Source organism: Aeromicrobium massiliense JC14 (genome assembly GCF_000312105.1).
In the GTDB taxonomy this organism is placed as follows: Bacteria; Actinomycetota; Actinomycetes; order Propionibacteriales; family Nocardioidaceae; genus Aeromicrobium; species Aeromicrobium massiliense.
On record NZ_HE978636.1, the window covers coordinates 597,693 to 614,137 of the forward strand.

19 protein-coding genes are annotated in these 16,445 nt (G+C 72.0%); 8 read left to right on the forward strand and 11 right to left on the reverse strand.

Going from position 1 to position 16,445, the window contains the following annotated elements; genetic code table 11:
* The first annotated feature begins 74 nt into the window (after nt 1–74).
* Genes HGAM_RS03090 through HGAM_RS03100 form a run of 3 tightly spaced genes read left to right on the forward strand, consistent with a single transcriptional unit; the run spans nt 75 to nt 1,824 of the window.
* Nucleotides 75–722: a hypothetical protein gene (locus HGAM_RS03090; protein ID WP_019144006.1), complete on the forward strand. Its 648-nt coding sequence runs from the start codon at nt 75–77 to the stop codon at nt 720–722.
* A complete protein-coding gene (locus HGAM_RS03095) occupies nt 722–1,231 on the forward strand; it encodes an RNA polymerase sigma factor (RefSeq protein WP_019144007.1) in 510 nt (169 codons plus the stop codon). The genes HGAM_RS03090 and HGAM_RS03095 overlap by 1 nt, the downstream gene beginning before the upstream one ends.
* Before the next feature lie 29 nt (nt 1,232–1,260).
* Entirely contained in the window at nt 1,261–1,824 is a 564-nt protein-coding gene (locus HGAM_RS03100; protein ID WP_019144008.1) for an NYN domain-containing protein, read from the forward strand.
* Between the two features lie 97 nt (nt 1,825–1,921).
* Here the strand turns inward: HGAM_RS03100 and HGAM_RS03105 are convergent, their stop codons facing one another.
* Both HGAM_RS03105 and HGAM_RS03110 read right to left on the reverse strand, forming a co-directional pair.
* Nucleotides 1,922–3,385: an NAD-dependent succinate-semialdehyde dehydrogenase gene (locus HGAM_RS03105; RefSeq protein WP_019144009.1), complete on the reverse strand. Its 1,464-nt coding sequence runs from the start codon at nt 3,383–3,385 to the stop codon at nt 1,922–1,924.
* Between the two features lie 29 nt (nt 3,386–3,414).
* Nucleotides 3,415–4,083 carry a 4a-hydroxytetrahydrobiopterin dehydratase gene (locus HGAM_RS03110; protein WP_019144010.1) on the reverse strand — a complete coding sequence of 223 codons (669 nt, stop codon included), beginning with the start codon at nt 4,081–4,083 and terminating at the stop codon, nt 3,415–3,417.
* Nucleotides 4,084–4,209: 126 nt separating this feature from the next.
* On the opposite strand from HGAM_RS03110, the gene HGAM_RS03115 reads away from it, so the two are divergent.
* Nucleotides 4,210–5,601 (forward strand): cytochrome ubiquinol oxidase subunit I, encoded by a 1,392-nt coding sequence (locus HGAM_RS03115; protein WP_019144011.1) that lies wholly within the window; start codon nt 4,210–4,212, stop codon nt 5,599–5,601.
* Nucleotides 5,598–6,599, forward strand: a complete 1,002-nt coding sequence (locus HGAM_RS03120; RefSeq protein WP_019144012.1) for a cytochrome d ubiquinol oxidase subunit II — start codon at nt 5,598–5,600, stop codon at nt 6,597–6,599. Before HGAM_RS03115 ends, HGAM_RS03120 begins: the two co-directional genes overlap by 4 nt.
* Nucleotides 6,600–6,602: 3 nt before the next feature.
* Here the strand turns inward: HGAM_RS03120 and HGAM_RS03125 are convergent, their stop codons facing one another.
* Nucleotides 6,603–7,265, reverse strand: a complete 663-nt coding sequence (locus tag HGAM_RS03125) for a DedA family protein (protein ID WP_019144013.1) — start codon at nt 7,263–7,265, stop codon at nt 6,603–6,605.
* A gap of 69 nt (nt 7,266–7,334) precedes the next feature.
* Here HGAM_RS03125 and HGAM_RS03130 point away from each other — a divergent pair, with 69 nt between their 5' ends.
* Nucleotides 7,335–7,628, forward strand: coding sequence for a DUF4287 domain-containing protein (locus HGAM_RS03130; RefSeq protein ID WP_019144014.1), 294 nt, complete (start codon nt 7,335–7,337; stop codon nt 7,626–7,628).
* Here HGAM_RS03130 and dnaB read toward each other — a convergent pair.
* Nucleotides 7,619–9,031: a replicative DNA helicase gene (gene dnaB, locus HGAM_RS03135; protein ID WP_019144015.1), complete on the reverse strand. Its 1,413-nt coding sequence runs from the start codon at nt 9,029–9,031 to the stop codon at nt 7,619–7,621. The genes HGAM_RS03130 and dnaB overlap by 10 nt on opposite strands.
* A 324-nt stretch (nt 9,032–9,355) precedes the next feature.
* On the opposite strand from dnaB, the gene HGAM_RS03140 reads away from it, so the two are divergent.
* On the forward strand, nt 9,356–10,651 hold the full coding sequence (locus HGAM_RS03140; RefSeq protein ID WP_019144016.1) for an MATE family efflux transporter: 1,296 nt from the start codon (nt 9,356–9,358) through the stop codon (nt 10,649–10,651).
* Here the strand turns inward: HGAM_RS03140 and HGAM_RS03145 are convergent.
* From HGAM_RS03145 to HGAM_RS03155, 3 genes are read right to left on the reverse strand one after another with little or no spacing between them, the layout of a single operon-like run.
* A complete protein-coding gene (locus HGAM_RS03145) occupies nt 10,648–10,878 on the reverse strand; it encodes a lipopolysaccharide assembly protein LapA domain-containing protein (RefSeq protein ID WP_019144017.1) in 231 nt (76 codons plus the stop codon). The genes HGAM_RS03140 and HGAM_RS03145 overlap by 4 nt on opposite strands.
* Nucleotides 10,879–10,893: 15 nt before the next feature.
* On the reverse strand, nt 10,894–12,141 hold the full coding sequence (locus HGAM_RS03150; RefSeq protein WP_019144018.1) for an arginine deiminase: 1,248 nt from the start codon (nt 12,139–12,141) through the stop codon (nt 10,894–10,896).
* 8 nt (nt 12,142–12,149) lie between these two features.
* A complete protein-coding gene (locus tag HGAM_RS03155) occupies nt 12,150–13,583 on the reverse strand; it encodes a basic amino acid/polyamine antiporter (RefSeq protein WP_019144019.1) in 1,434 nt (477 codons plus the stop codon).
* Nucleotides 13,584–13,656: 73 nt separating this feature from the next.
* On the opposite strand from HGAM_RS03155, the gene HGAM_RS03160 reads away from it, so the two are divergent.
* Complete coding sequence (locus HGAM_RS03160) at nt 13,657–14,697, forward strand: lysylphosphatidylglycerol synthase domain-containing protein (RefSeq protein WP_019144020.1); 1,041 nt, start codon at nt 13,657–13,659, stop codon at nt 14,695–14,697.
* A gap of 22 nt (nt 14,698–14,719) precedes the next feature.
* Here HGAM_RS03160 and rplI read toward each other — a convergent pair whose 3' ends face one another.
* The 4 genes from rplI to rpsF all read right to left on the reverse strand — a co-directional run bounded on the left by rplI (nt 14,720) and on the right by rpsF (nt 16,393).
* On the reverse strand, nt 14,720–15,166 hold the full coding sequence (gene rplI / locus HGAM_RS03165; RefSeq protein WP_019144021.1) for a 50S ribosomal protein L9: 447 nt from the start codon (nt 15,164–15,166) through the stop codon (nt 14,720–14,722).
* 19 nt (nt 15,167–15,185) lie between these two features.
* On the reverse strand, nt 15,186–15,422 hold the full coding sequence (rpsR, locus tag HGAM_RS03170; RefSeq protein ID WP_019144022.1) for a 30S ribosomal protein S18: 237 nt from the start codon (nt 15,420–15,422) through the stop codon (nt 15,186–15,188).
* A gap of 35 nt (nt 15,423–15,457) precedes the next feature.
* A complete protein-coding gene (locus HGAM_RS03175) occupies nt 15,458–16,009 on the reverse strand; it encodes a single-stranded DNA-binding protein (protein WP_019144023.1) in 552 nt (183 codons plus the stop codon).
* A gap of 93 nt (nt 16,010–16,102) precedes the next feature.
* Complete coding sequence (gene rpsF, locus HGAM_RS03180) at nt 16,103–16,393, reverse strand: 30S ribosomal protein S6 (RefSeq protein ID WP_020691399.1); 291 nt, start codon at nt 16,391–16,393, stop codon at nt 16,103–16,105.
* Between the last annotated feature and the right edge of the window lie 52 nt (nt 16,394–16,445).

Consider the following 16,445-nt stretch of genomic DNA (forward strand, 5'->3'; position numbering starts at 1 on the left):
GAAAGTCCGGACGGCCGCGGACGTCCGGCACCAAGGTGGACACGTAGGGGTGAGACCCACCCTCAGGAGGAACCGTGGACACCGACCTGGACGCCCTGCTGTCCGCCAGCGCACCACCGACGGCGGCCCGCACGCCGGCGCTGCAGGACTCGCTCACCGCCGTCGCCACCTCCGCCGAGCCGCGACGCCGTCCGCAGAGGATGCGGCGCGGAGTCGCCGCCGCCCTGGTGGCTGCAGGTCTGGTCGGAGCCGGCGTCGCCGCTCAGGCCGGCGGCCTGCTTCCCCAGCCGAGCACGGGCGCGTGGGACACCGAGCCCGAGACGCTGCACCTGCGCCTGACCGTGCCGAGCGGGGAGACCTGCGACGTCGACTACATGGTCACCCCAACCGAGGTCGGCGCGACGCGCCACCCGGCGGCCGAGTGGAAGGACGCCTGGGCCGTGGCCCTGGACGTCATGCGCACGGTCGATCCCGCGTCTCTGCAGAGCGACGCGATCCGCGCCCGGTACCGGCAGGCGAACCTGGACGCGATCGCCCGGCTGTCCCGCACGCTCCCGCCCGAGGAGCTCGCCCCGCCACACTCCGAGCAGGACGTGTTCCTCGGCTCGATCGGCGCTGAGCTGAGGCGACGCATCGACTCGGCACTGGTCGCGACCGGCCACGACCCGGTGATGATCACCATGGTGTCCGGCAATACCTGCGACCCGGACGCCGCCAGCTGATGGGCACGCCCGACCGCACGGCCGCCCTGCGCGCCGCCGTGCGCGACAACGCCGACGACGTACTGCGCTACCTCGAGCGGCGGGTGGTCGACCGCGAGGATGCCGCCGACCTGCTAGCCGAGACCCTCGTCGTGGCGTGGCGGCGGATCGACGACCTGCCCGACGCCGCGGAGCATCGGCGGATGTGGATGTACGGCATCGCCCGGCTGACGTTGTCGAACCAGCGGCGCGCGCACCGCCGGCGGAGCGCCTTGGTGGAGCGGCTGCGAGGCGAGCTGGCCGCCGCCCCTCAGGACGTGGCCGACCCGGCGCACGCCCTCGCCGTGCGCGACGCCGTCGACCGTCTGCCGTCGGGACAGGCTGAGCTCGTCCGCCTCGTGCACTGGGACGGGCTGAGCCTGGCCGAGGCCTCCTGCGTCCTGGGCTGGAACCCGTCGACGGCGCGCGGGCGGTACGCGGCGGCCCGGGCAGCCCTGCAGGAGGCACTGGCCGAGCGCGTCCACGGCTGAGCACGGAGCGGACGCCGTAGGCTGCGGGCATGGACGACGACGGCACCGTGACCTACCTGCTCGTCGACGGCGAGAACATCGACGCGACCCTCGGTCAGTCGATCTTCGGCCGCCGCCCGCAGCCGCAGGAGCGCCCGCGCTGGGACCGGCTCCTGCGCTTCGCCGAGAAGCACTGGGACCAGCCGGTCAAGGGCCTGTTCTTCCTGGCCGTCAACGGTGAGCTGCCGATGCCGTTCGTCCAGGCGCTCATCGCGATCGGCTACCGGCCGGTGCCGCTGTCGGGCGGGCCGGACGACAAGGTCGTCGACATGGCCATCCAGCGGACGCTGGAGGCCATCGCCCAGCGCGGCGACGACGTCATGCTAGCCAGCAACGACGGCGACTTCCTGCCCCAGATCGAGACGCTCGTCGACGGCGACCGCCGCGTGGGCGTCATGGGCTTCGAGGAGTTCCGCAACAGCGGCTTCCACGCCCTCGAGCACCGCGGCCTGGAGCTGCTCGACCTCGAGCACGACGTCGAGGCGTTCAACGTCGTGCTGCCGCGCCTGCGGGTCATCCCGATCGAGCAGTTCGACCCGCTCGACTTCCTGTAGCCACCACGGGAGACCACAGACCCCCGCCACGCAGACAGACCCCCGCGATGCTTCGCGGGGGTCTGTCGGTCTCCCTGGGGCCCCAGGGAGACCGGCGCTACAGGGCCAGGCCGACGTACTTGGTCTCGAGGTACTCCTCGATGCCCTCGGTGCCGCCCTCGCGGCCGAAGCCGGACGCCTTGACGCCGCCGAACGGGGCCGCCGGGTTCGAGACGATGCCCTGGTTGAGCCCGACCATGCCGGTCTCGAGGCCCTCGTAGACGCGGATCGCGCGCTGGTAGTCCTGGGTGAACGCGTAGGCGACCAGGCCGAACTCGGTGTCGTTGGCCATGGCGATGGCCTCGTCGTCCTCGCGGAAGGTGAAGACCGGCGCCACGGGACCGAAGATCTCCTCGCGGAAGACCCGCGCCTCGGTGGGCACGTCGACCAGCACCGTCGGCTCGTAGAAGTAGCCGGCCCCATCGACCGCCTTGCCGCCGGTGAGCGCCCGCGCACCCTGCGCGACGGCGTCGTCGACGAGCTCGGCGACCTTGTCGCGCTGCTTGCCCTCGACCAGCGGACCGACGTCGATGCCGTCCTCGGTGCCGCGGCCGACGCTGAGGCTCTTCATGCGCTCGGCCAGGCGCGTGCTGAACTCCTCGGCCACCGACTCGTGGACGATGAACCGGTTCGCCGCGGTGCAGGCCTCGCCGATGTTGCGCATCTTGGCCAGCATCGCGCCGTCGACCGCCTTGTCGAGGTCGGCGTCGCCGAACACCAGGAACGGCGCGTTGCCGCCCAGCTCCATCGAGACCCGGAGCAGGCCCTCGGCGCTCTGCTCGACCAGCGAGCGGCCCACCTCGGTCGAGCCGGTGAAGGTCAGCTTGCGCAGCCGCGGGTCGCGGATGATCGGCTCCATGACGTCGCCGGTCGACTTGGTGGTGACGACGTTGAGCACGCCCTTGGGCAGGCCGGCCTCGGCGAGCAGGTCGGCCAGGTAGAGCATCGTCAGCGGCGTCAGGCTGGCCGGCTTGATGACCATGGTGCAGCCCGCGGCGATGGCCGGGCCGATCTTGCGCGTGCCCATGGCCAGCGGGAAGTTCCAGGGCGTGATCATCAGGCACGGACCCACCGGCTGCTTGAGCGTCAGCAGGCGCGTGGCGCCGTTCGGGGCCACCGAGTAACGGCCCGCGACGCGCACGGCCTCCTCGGAGAACCAGCGGAAGAACTCCGCGCCGTAGGCGATCTCGGCCTTGCTCTCGCTGAGCGGCTTGCCCATCTCGAGCGTCATGAGCATGGCGATCTCGTCGGTGCGCTCGACGATCAGCTCGAACGCCTTGCGCAGGATCTCGCCGCGGTCGCGGGGCGCGGACGCCGCCCACTCCTTCTGCGCGGCGACGGCGGCGTCGATCGCCGCCTTGCCATCGGCGGGCGTGGCGTCGGCGACCTCGACGAGCGTGTCGCCCGTCGACGGGTCCTCGACGGCGAACGTGCCGCCGCCCTCGGCGGCGCGCCACTCACCGCCGATGAACAGCTGAGGCTTCACGGACTCGACGACGCTCTTCTCGCTCAGGTCACTCATGGCTCCACGCTAGGCCGGACGCCCTGACCTCACACTTCGTCGGCGCCGTCGTCCTGCCAGGTGCACACGCACGCCTCGTTGCCCTCGGCGTCGGCCAGCACCCACCAGCTCGGCGCGTGCTCGGACGTCTCGAGGTGCCCGCCCGCGGCCAGCGCCGCCGAGACCCGCTCGTCGGCGCGGCTGGCCGGCACCCACACGTCCAGGTGCAGGCGGTTGCGCTCGGTGCGCGGCTCGTCCATCGGCTGGAACCACAGCGTCGGACCGACGCCGGTGGGGTCGACCAGGTCGATCGCGTCGCCGCGGCGGCGCTCCTCGTAGCCCAGCACGGCGGCCCAGAACGGCCGGATGCGCGCCGCGTCGCGGGCGTCGATCGCCAGCTGGACGGTCTGCGCCGGGCGTGCGGTGGTCTGGAGGTCCATGTCGTCGAGCAGCTCGCTGATGCGCTGGGCCAGCTGGACGTCGCGCTGGGTGAGCGCGCCGGCGTCGTGCGAGACGAGCCGCAGGCGCACCGAGGAGTAGCGCAGGTCGATGTCCGGGTGGTGGTTCGCGGTCTCGGCCAGGTCGCCGACGAGGGTCACCAGCTCCAGACCGTGGGCGAAGTCGGAGGTGGCGACGCTGGCGACGAGCGTGCCGTCCTGGACGGTCCAGTGCCGGGCGTCGACGTCGGCGGCCACCTGGCCGGTCGTGAGCGTGGTCATGCAGCCCATCGTGCGCCTCGGCACCGACAGGGTCCAGGGGTCTCGCCCTCTGGGACCCGCTCGGCCTGGCCCCGGGCGGACCGGCGTGGTGCACTGGAGGACCATCCCGTTCGCTGCGAGGCGCCCATGGACACGCTGCACGCGCTCAGCCTGCTGGCGGCCGAGCCACCGGGTCTGCTGCCGGCCCGCCAGCAGATGGCGCTGTCGCTGGGCTGGCACATCGTGCTCGCCTGCTTCGGCGTGGCCTTCCCCTCGATGATCTTCGTCGCCCACTGGCTCGGCGTCGTCCGCGGCGACGCCGGCGCGCTCGTCCTGGCGCGCCGCTGGGCGAAGGTGTCGGCGGTGCTGTTCGCCATCGGTGCGGTGTCCGGCACGGTGCTCAGCTTCGAGATGGGTCTGCTGTGGCCCGGCCTCATGGGTCCGTTCGGGGACGTCCTGGGCCTGCCGTTCGCGCTGGAGGGCCTGTCGTTCTTCGTCGAGGCGATCTTCCTCGGCCTGTACCTGTACGGCTGGGACCGCATGGCGCCGCGGCTGCACCTGCTCATGCTGGTCCCGATGGCCGCGGCCGGCGTGGTCGGGACGTTCTGCGTGGTCTCGGTCAACGCCTGGATGAACAACCCGACCGGGTTCCGGATGGTCGACGGCGAGGTCACCGACGTGCGGCCCTGGCGCGCGATGTTCAACGACGGGGCGCTGCTGCAGTTCGCGCACATGTGGGTGGCCGCCTTCATGGTCGTGGGCTTCGTCGTCGCCGGCGTGTACGCCGCGGGCATGCTGCGCGGACGCATCGACCGCCACCACCGGCTGGGCTTCACCGTCCCGTTCGTGTTCGCCTCGGTCGCCGCCGTCGTGCAGCCGTTCGTCGGGCACCTGCTGGGCCTGCGCCTGGGCGAGTCCCAGCCCAGCAAGCTGGCCGCGTTCGAGCTCGCGACCACCACCGAGCAGCCGGCGCCGCTGCGCCTGGGCGGCATCCTGGTGGACGGCGAGGTGCGCGGGGCGATCGACGTGCCGCGCATCGGCTCGTTCATCGCCCGCGGCTCGTTCGACCTGCCGGTGCAGGGCCTCGACACCATCCCGGTGCAGGACCAGCCGCCGGTCAACATCACGCACCTGGCGTTCCAGACGATGGTCGGGCTCGGCACGCTGCTGGCCCTGGTCGCCGTGGCGTTCTGGGTGCTGCGCTGGCGCGGGCACCACCTGACCGACCACCGGTGGTTCCTGCGGCTCGCGGTGGTCGCCGGCCCGCTCGCCGTGCTCGCCATGGAGTGCGGCTGGGTGGCCACGGAGGTGGGCCGCCAGCCGTGGACGGTGTGGCGGGTGCTCCGCACCGAGGACGCCGCCAGCACGAGCGGGGGCCTGTGGTGGAGCCTGGGCGTCACGACGACCGTCTACCTGCTCATGACGGTCGGGGCCGTGGTGGTGCTGCGCTCGATGGCCCGGCGGTGGCGGACCGGCGAGGAGGACCTCCCGGTGCCGTACGGGCCCGAGCCGGCCGACGCCGGGGCGGAGCCGACGTGAGCGTCGCGGTCGTCGTCGCGGTCGCCCTGTTTGTGGGGGTGGTCTGCTACGCCGTGCTCGGCGGGGCCGACTTCGGCGCGGGGTTCTACGACCTGACCGCCGGGGACGCGCGCGACGGCAGCCGCGTGCGCCTGCTCGTCGACCACAGCATCGGCCCGGTGTGGGAGGCGAACCACGTCTGGCTCATCTACGTGCTCGTCATGTGGTGGACGGCGTTCCCCGAGACCTTCGCCGCGGCCACGACGACGCTCATCCTCCCGCTCGCGCTGGCGCTGCTCGGCATCGTGCTGCGCGGGGCGAGCTTCGCGTTCCGCAAGTACGCCGGCACGCTGGGGCAGGCACGGCTGTTCGGCGCGGTGTTCGCCACCAGCTCGCTCATCACGCCGTTCTTCCTCGGCGCCGTGGCGGGGGCGATCGCGTCCGGGCGTGTGCCGGCCGAGGGGCAGGGCCCGGTCCTGGACTCCTGGCTGCACCCGACGTCCCTGTTCGGCGGGCTCATCGCCGTGGGCACCTGCGTGTTCCTGGCCGGCACGTTCCTCACCGCGGACGCCGAGCGGTCCGGGCAGCCGGACCTCGCCGCGCGGCTGCGCGTCCGCACCCTCGGCGTGGGCGTCCTCACCGGGGTCGTGGTGCTGGTCGCGCTCGTGCCGCTGCAGCAGGACGCACCCACGCTGAGCGAGGGCCTGCGTGGCCGGGCCGCGCCGCTCATCGTCCTGTCGGCGATCTGCGGGGCCGCGACCCTCGTGCTGGTCTGGCGTCGGCGCTACGGGATCGCGCGGCTGGCCGCCGTCGGCGCCGTCGGGTCCGTCGTCACGGGCTGGGGCGTGGCGCAGTACCCGTGGCTGCTGGTCGACGAGGTGACGATCGACGACGGCGCCGGCGCACCGGCCACCCTGCGGGCGCTGCTGGTGGTGGTCGCGCTCGCGGGCGTCGTCGTCCTGCCGCCCCTGGTCTACCTGTTCCGGCTCACCCAGACCGAGCGCTGGAGCCGGGAGTAGCGGCTACTTCTCGCGGTGGAACCGCGGCAGCTGACGCACCCGGACGACCACGAACACGGCGATGACGACCAGCACCGCGAGGATCACCAGCTTCTGGAACGTGTCGGCGTAGGGCTCGACCTCGGTCCAGTTCGCGCCGAGCCGGTAGCCGGCGATCACGAAGATCGAGTTCCACAGCAGGCTGCCCGCGGTCGTGAACAGCAGGAACAGCCCGACGTTCATCTTCTCCACCCCGGCGGGCAGCGAGATCAGGCTGCGGAAGATCGGCACCATGCGGCCGAAGAAGATCGCCTTGTAGCCGTGCTTGGCGAACCACGCCTCGGTGCGCTCGAGGTCCTCGATCTTCAGCAGCGGGACGTGCTCGAACACCCACACGGCCCGGTCACGGCCGAACAACCGGCCGAAGCCGTACAGCAGCAGCGCACCCACGACCGAGCCGAGCGTGGTCGCGACGAGCGCCGCGGTGAGGCTGAACGTGCCCTGCGCGGCGGCGAAGCCGGCCAGCGGCAGGATGATCTCGCTCGGGATCGGCGGGAAGACGTTGTCCATGCCGACCGCGATCGCGGCACCCAGCGGGCCCAGCGCGTCCATCAGGGAGACGACCCACCCCGCCAGGCCGTCGGTGGGGGCGCCGGGTGCGGCTTCGGTCAGGAGCGAGGAAGTCACCCGGCGAGACTAGCGGGGCCGGCTGAGGGCGGCCTGTGATCGACCCCGCCGACCGGGCAGGATGCCGCCATGTCCTTCCAGGCGTACCTCGACGCGGTCGAGACCAAGACCGGCAAGACTCCTCGTGCCCTGCTCGAGGAGGCACAGGCCCGCGGCTACGGGCCGGGCACCAAGGCCGGCGAGATCCTCGAGTGGCTCAAGACCGACTACGAGCTCGGCCGCGGCCACGGCATGGCGATGGTGCACGTGATCACCAAGGGCCCCAAGATCGACAGCAAGCACGTCGGCTCCAGCGGACCGCACCGCGACGAGTCCGACACCCTGTGGCTCGACGGCCAGGCGACGAAGCCCGCTCAGCCGTAGAACTCGCCCGCGGCCGCACCGCCGCCGTCGCCGGCGTCGTGGGCCATCGGGGTGAAGCGCGAGTAGTGGCCCTGGAAGCTGACCGCGACCTTCGAGACCGGGCCCGAGCGGTTCTTGGCCACGATGATGTCGGCCTCGCCGGGACGCTCGGACTCGCCGGCGCCGGTGGCGTCGGGGCGGTGCAGCAGCAGCACCATGTCGGCGTCCTGCTCGATCGAGCCGGACTCACGCAGGTCGGAGATCATCGGCGTCTTGTCGGTGCGCTGCTCCGAGCCACGGTTCAGCTGGCTGATCGCCACCACCGGCACCTCGAGCTCCTTGGCCAGCAGCTTGATCGCACGGGAGAACTCCGAGACCTCGACCTGACGGTTCTCGACCTTCTTGCCCGAGCTCATCAGCTGCAGGTAGTCGATGACGACCAGGTCGAGACCGAACTGCTTCTTGATGCGCCGGGCCTTGGAGCGGATCTCGGGCATGGTCAGGTTCGGGCTGTCGTCGATGATGATCGGCGCCCCGTTGACCTGCGGCATCGCGCGGCTGATGGCGTCCCAGTCGCGCTTGGACATGCCGCCGCCGCGCATGTGGTGGATGGCGACCTTCGCCTCGGCCGACAGCAGACGCATGGCGATCTCCGAGCCGGACATCTCCAGGCTGAAGATGGCGCACGTCTTGCGGTTCTTGATCGCGGCGGCGCGGCAGAAGTCGAGGCCGAGCGTGGACTTGCCGACACCGGGACGCGCGGCGACGACGATCATCTGGCCCGGACGGAAGCCGGTGGTCAGGCGGTCGAGCTCGGGGAACCCGGACGCGAGACCGGCCATGTCGCCGTCGCGGTTCTGGATGTCGTCGATCTCCTGGATGGTCTCCGGGATCAGCTCGGTCATCTGCCGGTAGTCCTCGGCGGCGCTCGCGCCGTCGACGTCGAGCACGGCGGCCTGCGCGCGGTCGACGACCTCGGCGATCTCGCCCTGCTCGGCCCAGCCCATCTGCGCGATGCGCTGGCCGACCTCGACCAGGCGGCGCAGGACGGCCTTCTCGCGGACGATCTCGGCGTAGAAGTCGACGTTGGACGCGATCGGCACGCTCGCGACCAGCGTGTGCAGGTACGGCGCGCCGCCGACCTTGGCCAGCTCGCCGCGGCGCTGCAGCTCGGCGGCGACCGTGATGGCGTCGGCCGGCTCGCCGCGCTGGGACAGGTCGGAGATCGTCTCGAAGACCAGCTCGTGCGCGGGGCGGTAGAAGTCACGCCCCTCGAGGATGTCGGTGGCCGGGTCGATCGCGTTCTTGCTGAGCAGCATGGCGCCGAGGACGCTCTGCTCCGCCGGGATGTCCTGCGGCGGGACGCGACCGAGGTCGCCCTCCTCCGGCTCGGGCTCGGCGGCATACAGATCCGTGACGCTCACGCAGCAAGTCCCCTCTCGTCCGTACGCACTGTGCCGGGCACCTCTGACAACCATCGTGCGCCGGTCCGACGCGTCACCGTAGGACGCGCGCCGGTGCGTCTCCAAGCCCGCCGTGAACACCCCCTGTGCACAGGTCGTCCACGGCTGTGGGAAACGCCGCCAGGCTGTGTGCACAGCTTGTGGAGCAACCTGGGGACAAAGCCTCCCCGGCCCGGTGGAAACCCGCTCTGACCTGCGCGGACGACGTGCACACGGTGTGCACACAAGAAAGATTTCCCACCCCCGCCCGTCCGGGCAGACATGTCGACACGAGAGGCTGTCCCCATGCGAGACCTGGACCGCCGGATCGTCGCGATCGCGGTCCCCGCCTTCGCCGCGCTGGTCACCGAGCCGCTCATGCTGGCGGTCGACACCGTCGTCGTGGGCCACCTCGGCACGGTGCCGCTGGCCGGGCTCGCCGTCGCCTCGACCGTCCTGGGCACCGTGGTCGGGCTGTGCATCTTCCTGGCCTACGGAACCACCGCGACCGTCGCCCGCCTGCACGGCGCCGGAGACGTCGCCGGCGCCCGCCGCGAGGGCGTCAGCGGCGTGTGGCTCGCGATCGGGCTCGGCACGGTCCTCGGCGGCCTGCTCGCCGTCCTCGCCCGCCCGCTGGCGACGGCGCTGTCGAGCTCGACCGCGGTGGCGGACGCGGCCTTCGACTACCTGGTGGTGAGCGCCGCCGGCGTGCCCGCGATGCTCGTCGTGCTCGCCGCCACCGGCGCGCTGCGCGGCTCGATGGACCTGCGCACCCCGCTGGTCGTCGCCGTGCTGGCCAACCTCGCCAACGCCGGTCTCAACGTCACGCTCGTCTACGGGTTCGACCTGGGCATCACCGGCGCGGCCCTCGGCACCGTGCTGGCCCAGTGGGCCGCGGCGCTGTGGCTGGGCGGCGTCGTGCTCCGCGGCGCGCTGCGGACCGGCGCCTCGGTGCGGCCCCACGGCGCCGGGGTGCTGCGGGCCGGCCTGGACGGCGTGCCGCTGCTCGTCCGCACCGCCACCCTGCGCGCCTCGTTGATCCTCGCCACCGCGGTGGCGGCAGGGCTCGGCGACGCCGCGCTGGCCGCCCACCAGATCGCCGCCACCGTCGTCACGCTGCTCGCGTTCGTGCTGGACTCGCTGGCCATCGCCGGCCAGACGCTGACCGGCACGAGCCTGGGGGAGGGGGACGCCGCCGGGACCCGGTCGGTCGTCGGACGGCTCGTGGCCTGGGGCGCGGGGGCCGGCGTGGCCGCCGCCGTGCTGCTCGCGGCGACCGCCGTCGTGCTGCCGCCGCTGTTCACGCCCGACGCCCAGGTGCAGGACGCGCTGCTGCCCGTGCTGCTGGTGGTCGCGGTGATCCAGCCGCTGTCGGGCGTCGTGTTCGTGCTCGACGGCATCCTCATCGGCGCCGGCGACGGCCGCTACCTGGCCTGGGCCGGGCTCGCGGTCCTCGCCGTCTACGCCCCGCTGGCGCTCCTCCTGGGCCGCACGGGGCTGGTCGGCCTGTGGTGCGCGTACGGCGGCTTCATCGCCGCCCGGCTCGTCGTCCTCTACGCGCGCCAGCGCGGTGACCGCTGGATGGTGCTGGGCGTCCGCTAGCGCCGCGCGCGCCGCCGGAACCACGGGAACAGCGACCCGGCGACGACCCCGGCCACGAAGACCACGAGCAGCCAGATCCAGGCCGGCATCGAGGTCGACCAGAACAGGAACCGGATGCTCTTGCTCCCGGTGTTCTGGAAGACGAAGGTCAGCGCCAGCACGGCCAGCACCACCGCGACCACGGTCCTGACCCGGACGGTGCGGGCGGGCGGCTCCGAGCGGCTCATGGCGTCCCCGTCCCGCTAGAAGTCGACCGGCTCGCGGACAATCGGCCCGGTCATGCAGTGCCCGCCACCTCGGCCGCGGCCCAGCTCGGCCCCGACGATCGGCAGCACCTCGATGCCGGCCTTGCGCAGCAGCGAGTTGGTGTGGACGTTGCGGTCGTAGGCCAGCACGACGCCCGGCTCGAGCGCGACGAGGTTGTTGCCGCTGTCCCACTGCTGGCGCTCGGCCTGGTAGCGGGTGCCTCCGGTCTCGACGACCCGCAGCGCGGGCAGCCCCAGGGCGCCGGCGACCACCTCGGTGAAGGGCCGCCGCTCCGGCACGACGTGCACCCCGGTCGGGGAGTCGTCCGGCACGAGCGTGAAGGACTCGATGACGTCCACGATCTCGGGGTAGACGGTGACGACGTCGCGGTCCGCGAAGGTGAAGACGGTGTCCAGGTGCATGGCGGCTCGCAGCTTGGGCATACCGGCGACCACGACCTTGCTGGCAGCGCCCTGCTCGAACAGCCGGGCCGTCACCTGGGTGATCGCCTGGCGGGACGTGCGCTCGCTCATGCCGATGATGACCACCCCGGCGCCGGGCACCAGCACGTCGCCGCCCTCGATGGTGGCCAGGCCCCAGTCCTGCTCGGGGTCGCCCCACCAGACCGTCGACCCGACGTAGTCGGGGTGGAACCGGTAGATCGCCTTCATGAGCAGCGTCTCGTCGTGCCGGGCGGCCCAGTAGAGCGGGTTGAGCGTGACGCCGCCGTAGATCCACGACGTGGTGTCGCGGGTGTAGAGCATGTTCGGCAGCGGCGGCATGAGGTACTCGGCGAGCCCGGCGTCCTCGCGGGCGAGCGCCAGGTAGCCGGTGCGCAGCTCGGCGGGCAGGTCGCGCGTCGACAGCCCCCCGACCAGGTGCTCGGCCAGTGCTCGCGGCTCCAGCGAGTCCAGGAACGCCCGGGTCTCGGCCACCAGCCCGAGCCCGACCGCGTTCGGCACGATCTTGCGGTCCAGCAGCCACGACCGAGCCTGCGGGTCGGCCATCGTCTCGGCCAGCAGCTCGTGCAGCTCCACCACCTCGACCCCGCGCTCGCGCATGGTGCGCATGAAGTCCTCGTGGTCGCGCCGGGCCGCCTCCACCCACATCACGTCGTCGAACAGCAGCGCGTCGCTGTTGGTCGGCGTCAGCCGCTCGTGCGCCAGGCCGGGCGAGCAGACCAGCACCTTGCGCAGCCGGCCCACCTCGCTGTGCACGCCGTACGTGGACGAGACAGGGTTCACGATTCCTCCTACAGGGTGAGCCACCCCGTGACCAGGCCGATGAGGCCCACGAGGGCCCCGGCCACGATGGCGACGAACAGGACGACCTCCGGCACGGTGAACACCCGCCGGTGGTTCTCGCGCCGGGCCAGCACGTACAGCACCGCGCCGGGGGCATAGATCAGGCAGGTCACCAGCAGGTACTTCGGCCCGGCGACGACGATGAGCAGCAGGCTGTAGAGGGTCGCGAGGGCGCCGACCACGAGCTCGCCGCGCCGACCCGCTGGATCGTCTCCGGGCTCGGGCCGCAGCGCGATCTTCACCGCGTAGCCGGCGGCGAGGAGGTAGGGCACGAGCGCCAGGCTGGTGCACAGGTCGAGCATGAAGTTGAGCGCGTCGTCGGCGAGCAGCGTGACGAGCAGCAGCAGCTGGACGAACGCGCTGGCCAGCAGCAGGGCCGCGGTCGGCGTGCCGTTGCGCTCGCGGGCCAGGAACCGCGGCATGTCGGCGTTGCGGGCCGGCATGAACAGCACCTCGGCGGCCATGAGCGTCCAGGCCAGGTAGGCGCCCAGGACGGAGACGACGACGCCCACGCTGATCAGCGCCTTGCCCCAGTCGCCGACGACCGAGTCCAGCACGCCGGCCATGGACGGCTGGCGGACGTCGGCCAGGTCGCTGCTGGGCATCACGCCGTAGCTGGTCAGGGTCACCAGGGCGAAGATCGCCAGCACGCTGAGGAACCCGATGACCGTCGCGCGGCCGACGTCCTCGCGGCGGCGGGCGAAGCGCGAGTACATGCTGGCGCCCTCGATGCCCAGGAAGACGAAGGTCGTGACGATCATCGTGTCGCCCACCTGCTGGGCCAGGGTGCTCAGGCCCGGGTCGTCGCCGGCCCAGAAGTTGTCGGCCATGATGCCGGCGTCGAACGCGACGACCAGCACCACGATGAACACGACGATCGGGATGATCTTGGCGATCGTCACGATGCGGTTGATCGCCGCGGCCTCCCGCACGCCGCGCAGCACGAGGGCGCAGAACGTCCACACCGCGATCGACGACAGCGCGACCGCGAGCAGCGTGTCGCCCTCGCCGAGCTCGGGGAACACCGCCCCGATCGTGGTCATGATGAAGACCCAGTAGAAGGTGTTGCCGGCGCACGCGGACGCCCAGTAGCCGAACGCGGCGTTGAAGCCCACGTAGTCGCCGAAGCCGGCCTTGGCGTAGGCGAAGATGCCGGCGTCCAGGTGCGGGCGGCGCACCGCGAGGTTCTGGAAGACGAAGGCCAGCATGAGGATGCCGGCGCCGGCGATCGCCCAGGCGATGATCGCGCCCACCACGCCGGTGGCGGCACCGAACCGCGCCGGCAGCGAGAAGACGCCCGCACCGATCATCGAGCCGACCACCATCGCGGTGAGCGTCGGCATGCTCATGCCGCGATCGGTGCGTTCCTCGGTCTGCGCCATGGGCCCCCCTGCCTTGACGTCACGGTAGACCGGGCGACATCGTCCTGGAAAGACCTCGAGTCGGGGGAACCGCATGTCCGAAGCCGTCGCCACGTCCCGGTCGCGCCGCGTGCTGGGCCGGCTCGGGGCCCTTGCGGCGCTCGCGCTGGTCATCGTGCTCGCGGGCCGCGCCCTGCTCGGCAACGTCGACTGGTCGGCGGTGGGTGACGCGCTCGGCCGGCTCAGCGCCGCCGAGCTGCTCGTGCTCGTGGCCGGGCTGCTGGTGCGCCAGACGCTGAGCGCGGCGCCGCTGCCCTTCTTCGTGCCCGGCCTGTCGATCGTGCGCGCGGTGCAGAACGACCAGGCCGCGTTCCTGGTCTCGACCGCCGCGCCGCCGCCTGCGGACCTGGCCATGCGCCTGGCGCTCTTCCGGTCATGGGGCGTGGCCCCGACGGCCGGCGCGGCGGGCACGGTGATGAACACGCTCGCCTTCTACGTCATGCGGTTCGCCGTCCCGGCGCTCGGCCTCGTCCTGCTCACGACGGTCGCCGGGTACGAGCCGGAGGCGGTCGTCCCGGCCCTCGGCTGCGCCGGGCTGAGCGTCGTGCTGGTGGGCCTGGCCGTGGTCGTCTCCCGCGGCAGCGACGTCCTGGTGCGGCTGGCCGCGGCGGCCGGGACGCTGGCCGCGCGGGTGCGCCCCTCGCTGGCCGTCGGCGCCTGGACCGACGGCGCCGCGAGCTTCGCCGAGCTGCTGCGCACCCACCTGCGGCGCTCGTTCGTGCTGGCGGTCGGCCTCCAGCTGCTCATGGCACTGGTGGACGGGCTGCTGCTGGTGCTGGCCCTGCGGTTCGTCGGCGTGCCTGCCGACGAGGTGCCGGTGCGACTCGTGCTCGGCGCGTTCCTGCTCGCCTACCCCCTGACGCTGCTGCCGCTGGCCGGGCTCGGTGCCCTCGACGCCGTGGTGGCCGCGACGATCGTCGCCGCGACCTCACCGGCGCTGGAGTCGTCCGTGCTGGCCGGCCTGGCCGCCTGGCGCGGCGTGACGCTGCTGGTGCCGCTGGTGCTGGGTCTCGTCGCCGTCGTCCACTGGCGTCTGGCCGGGAACGACGACGGCCGGCCACCCCCTGCGGGATGACCGGCCGGCGTGCGGAGCGGTGCTACTTGGCGGCGACCACGTTGAGCGTGGCGGACGCGCTGACCTCGGGGTGGATGCGCACCGTGACGGTGTGCGGGCCCAGGGCCTTGATCGGGTTGCCGATCTCGATGCGGCGCTTGTCGACCTGCGCACCGGCCGTGGCGAGCGCCTCGGCGATGTCGGAGACCGTGACGGAGCCGAACAGACGGCCACCCTCGCCGGCGCGGACCGGCAGGTTGATGGTGCCGTTCTCCAGCGACGCCTTGATGGACTGCGCCTGCTCGAGGTCGTGGACCGCACGCGAGTCGCGGGCCGCCTTGATGGACGCGACCTGCTTCTCGCCGCCCTTGGTCCAGCGGATGGCGAAGTTGCGCGGCAGCAGGTAGTTGCGGCCGTAGCCGTCCTTGACCTCGACGATGTCGCCGGGCTGGCCGAGGTTCGAGACCTCGTGGGTGAGGATGAGCTTCATTCGTGTTCTCCTCTCCCGGTCAGCGGGTGGTGGACGTGTAGGGCAGCAGCGCCATCTCACGCGCGTTCTTGATCGCCTTGGCGATCTGGCGCTGCTCCTGGACGGAGACACCGGTCACGCGGCGCGCGCGGATCTTGCCGCGGTCCGAGATGAACTTGCGCAGGAGCGCGGTGTCCTTGTAGTCGATCGTGGTGACGCCGGCGGCCGCGAGCGGGTTGCTCTTCTTCTTCGGCTTCCGGACAACAGGCTTGGCCATGATGTTCCTTGGTGTGCTCTAAGAGTGTGTGTCGATCAGAACGGGGGCTCGTCGTTGGAGCCACCCCAGGCGTCGGCCTGCGGCGCAGCCGGCTGGGTCGACCAGGGGTTCGCGGCGGGTGCCTGCTGGCCACCACCGAAACCGCCCTGGCCGCCGCCGGCGTTGTTGCCGCCGAAGCCGCCGCCGTTTCCGCCTCCGAACCCGCCCTGACCGCTGTCGGAACGGCTGATGCGCGTGACCTTCGCGGTCGCGTAGCGCAGCGAGGGGCCCACCTCGTCGACGTTCATCTCGACGCTGGTGCCCTTCGAGCCGTCCTGGCGCTCGTACTGACGCACCTTGAGGGCGCCGGTGACGATGACGCGCTGTCCCTTCTGCAGGGACTCGGCGACGTTCTCGGCCAGCTGGCGCCAGGCCGCGCAACGGAGGAACAGCGTGTCGCCGTCCTTCCACTCGTTCGACTGGCGGTCGAACGTGCGCGGGGTCGAGGCCACGGTGAAGTTCGCGACCGCCGCTCCGGACGGGGTGAACTTCAGCTCGGGATCGTCGGTGACGTTGCCGACGACGGTGATGATGGTCTCGCCTGCCATGGTGCCCAGCCTTTCAGGGGTTCGGGTGTCCCAGTGAAGCGCAGTCCGGCGACACGATGCGACGCTTCGTCCACATCGCGGCGCCGGCCGGGCTCACTTCGCGTCGGGTCGGAGGACCTTCGTGCGGACGACGGACTCGTTGAGGGTGAGCTGACGGTCGAGCTCCTTGACGGTCGCCGGGGTGGCGGTCAGGTTCACGACGGCGTAGATGCCCTCGGACTTCTTGTTGATCTCGTAGGCAAGACGGCGCTTGCCCCACACGTCGACGTTCTCGACGGAACCGCCATCCTGTCGCACCAGGTTCAGGTACGTCTCCAGGCTGGGGGCGACCGTACGCTCGTCGAGGTCGGGATCGAGGATGATCATGAGCTCGTAAGGACGCATGGTGACTCCACCTCCTTCGGTCTAAACGGCTACGGACTTTCCGTAGCAGGAG

Coding starts and splice junctions, on each gene's coding strand:
- HGAM_RS03095 (WP_019144007.1), top strand. CDS start 722: ATGGGCACGCCCGACCGCACGGCCGCCCTGCGCGCCGCCGTGCGCGAC.
- HGAM_RS03100 (WP_019144008.1), top strand. CDS start 1,261: ATGGACGACGACGGCACCGTGACCTACCTGCTCGTCGACGGCGAGAAC.
- HGAM_RS03105 (WP_019144009.1), bottom strand. CDS start 3,385: ATGAGTGACCTGAGCGAGAAGAGCGTCGTCGAGTCCGTGAAGCCTCAG.
- HGAM_RS03110 (WP_019144010.1), bottom strand. CDS start 4,083: ATGACCACGCTCACGACCGGCCAGGTGGCCGCCGACGTCGACGCCCGG.
- HGAM_RS03115 (WP_019144011.1), top strand. CDS start 4,210: ATGGACACGCTGCACGCGCTCAGCCTGCTGGCGGCCGAGCCACCGGGT.
- HGAM_RS03130 (WP_019144014.1), top strand. CDS start 7,335: ATGTCCTTCCAGGCGTACCTCGACGCGGTCGAGACCAAGACCGGCAAG.
- HGAM_RS03140 (WP_019144016.1), top strand. CDS start 9,356: ATGCGAGACCTGGACCGCCGGATCGTCGCGATCGCGGTCCCCGCCTTC.
- HGAM_RS03145 (WP_019144017.1), bottom strand. CDS start 10,878: ATGAGCCGCTCGGAGCCGCCCGCCCGCACCGTCCGGGTCAGGACCGTG.
- HGAM_RS03155 (WP_019144019.1), bottom strand. CDS start 13,583: ATGGCGCAGACCGAGGAACGCACCGATCGCGGCATGAGCATGCCGACG.
- HGAM_RS03160 (WP_019144020.1), top strand. CDS start 13,657: ATGTCCGAAGCCGTCGCCACGTCCCGGTCGCGCCGCGTGCTGGGCCGG.
- rplI (WP_019144021.1), bottom strand. CDS start 15,166: ATGAAGCTCATCCTCACCCACGAGGTCTCGAACCTCGGCCAGCCCGGC.
- rpsR (WP_019144022.1), bottom strand. CDS start 15,422: ATGGCCAAGCCTGTTGTCCGGAAGCCGAAGAAGAAGAGCAACCCGCTC.
- HGAM_RS03175 (WP_019144023.1), bottom strand. CDS start 16,009: ATGGCAGGCGAGACCATCATCACCGTCGTCGGCAACGTCACCGACGAT.
- rpsF (WP_020691399.1), bottom strand. CDS start 16,393: ATGCGTCCTTACGAGCTCATGATCATCCTCGATCCCGACCTCGACGAG.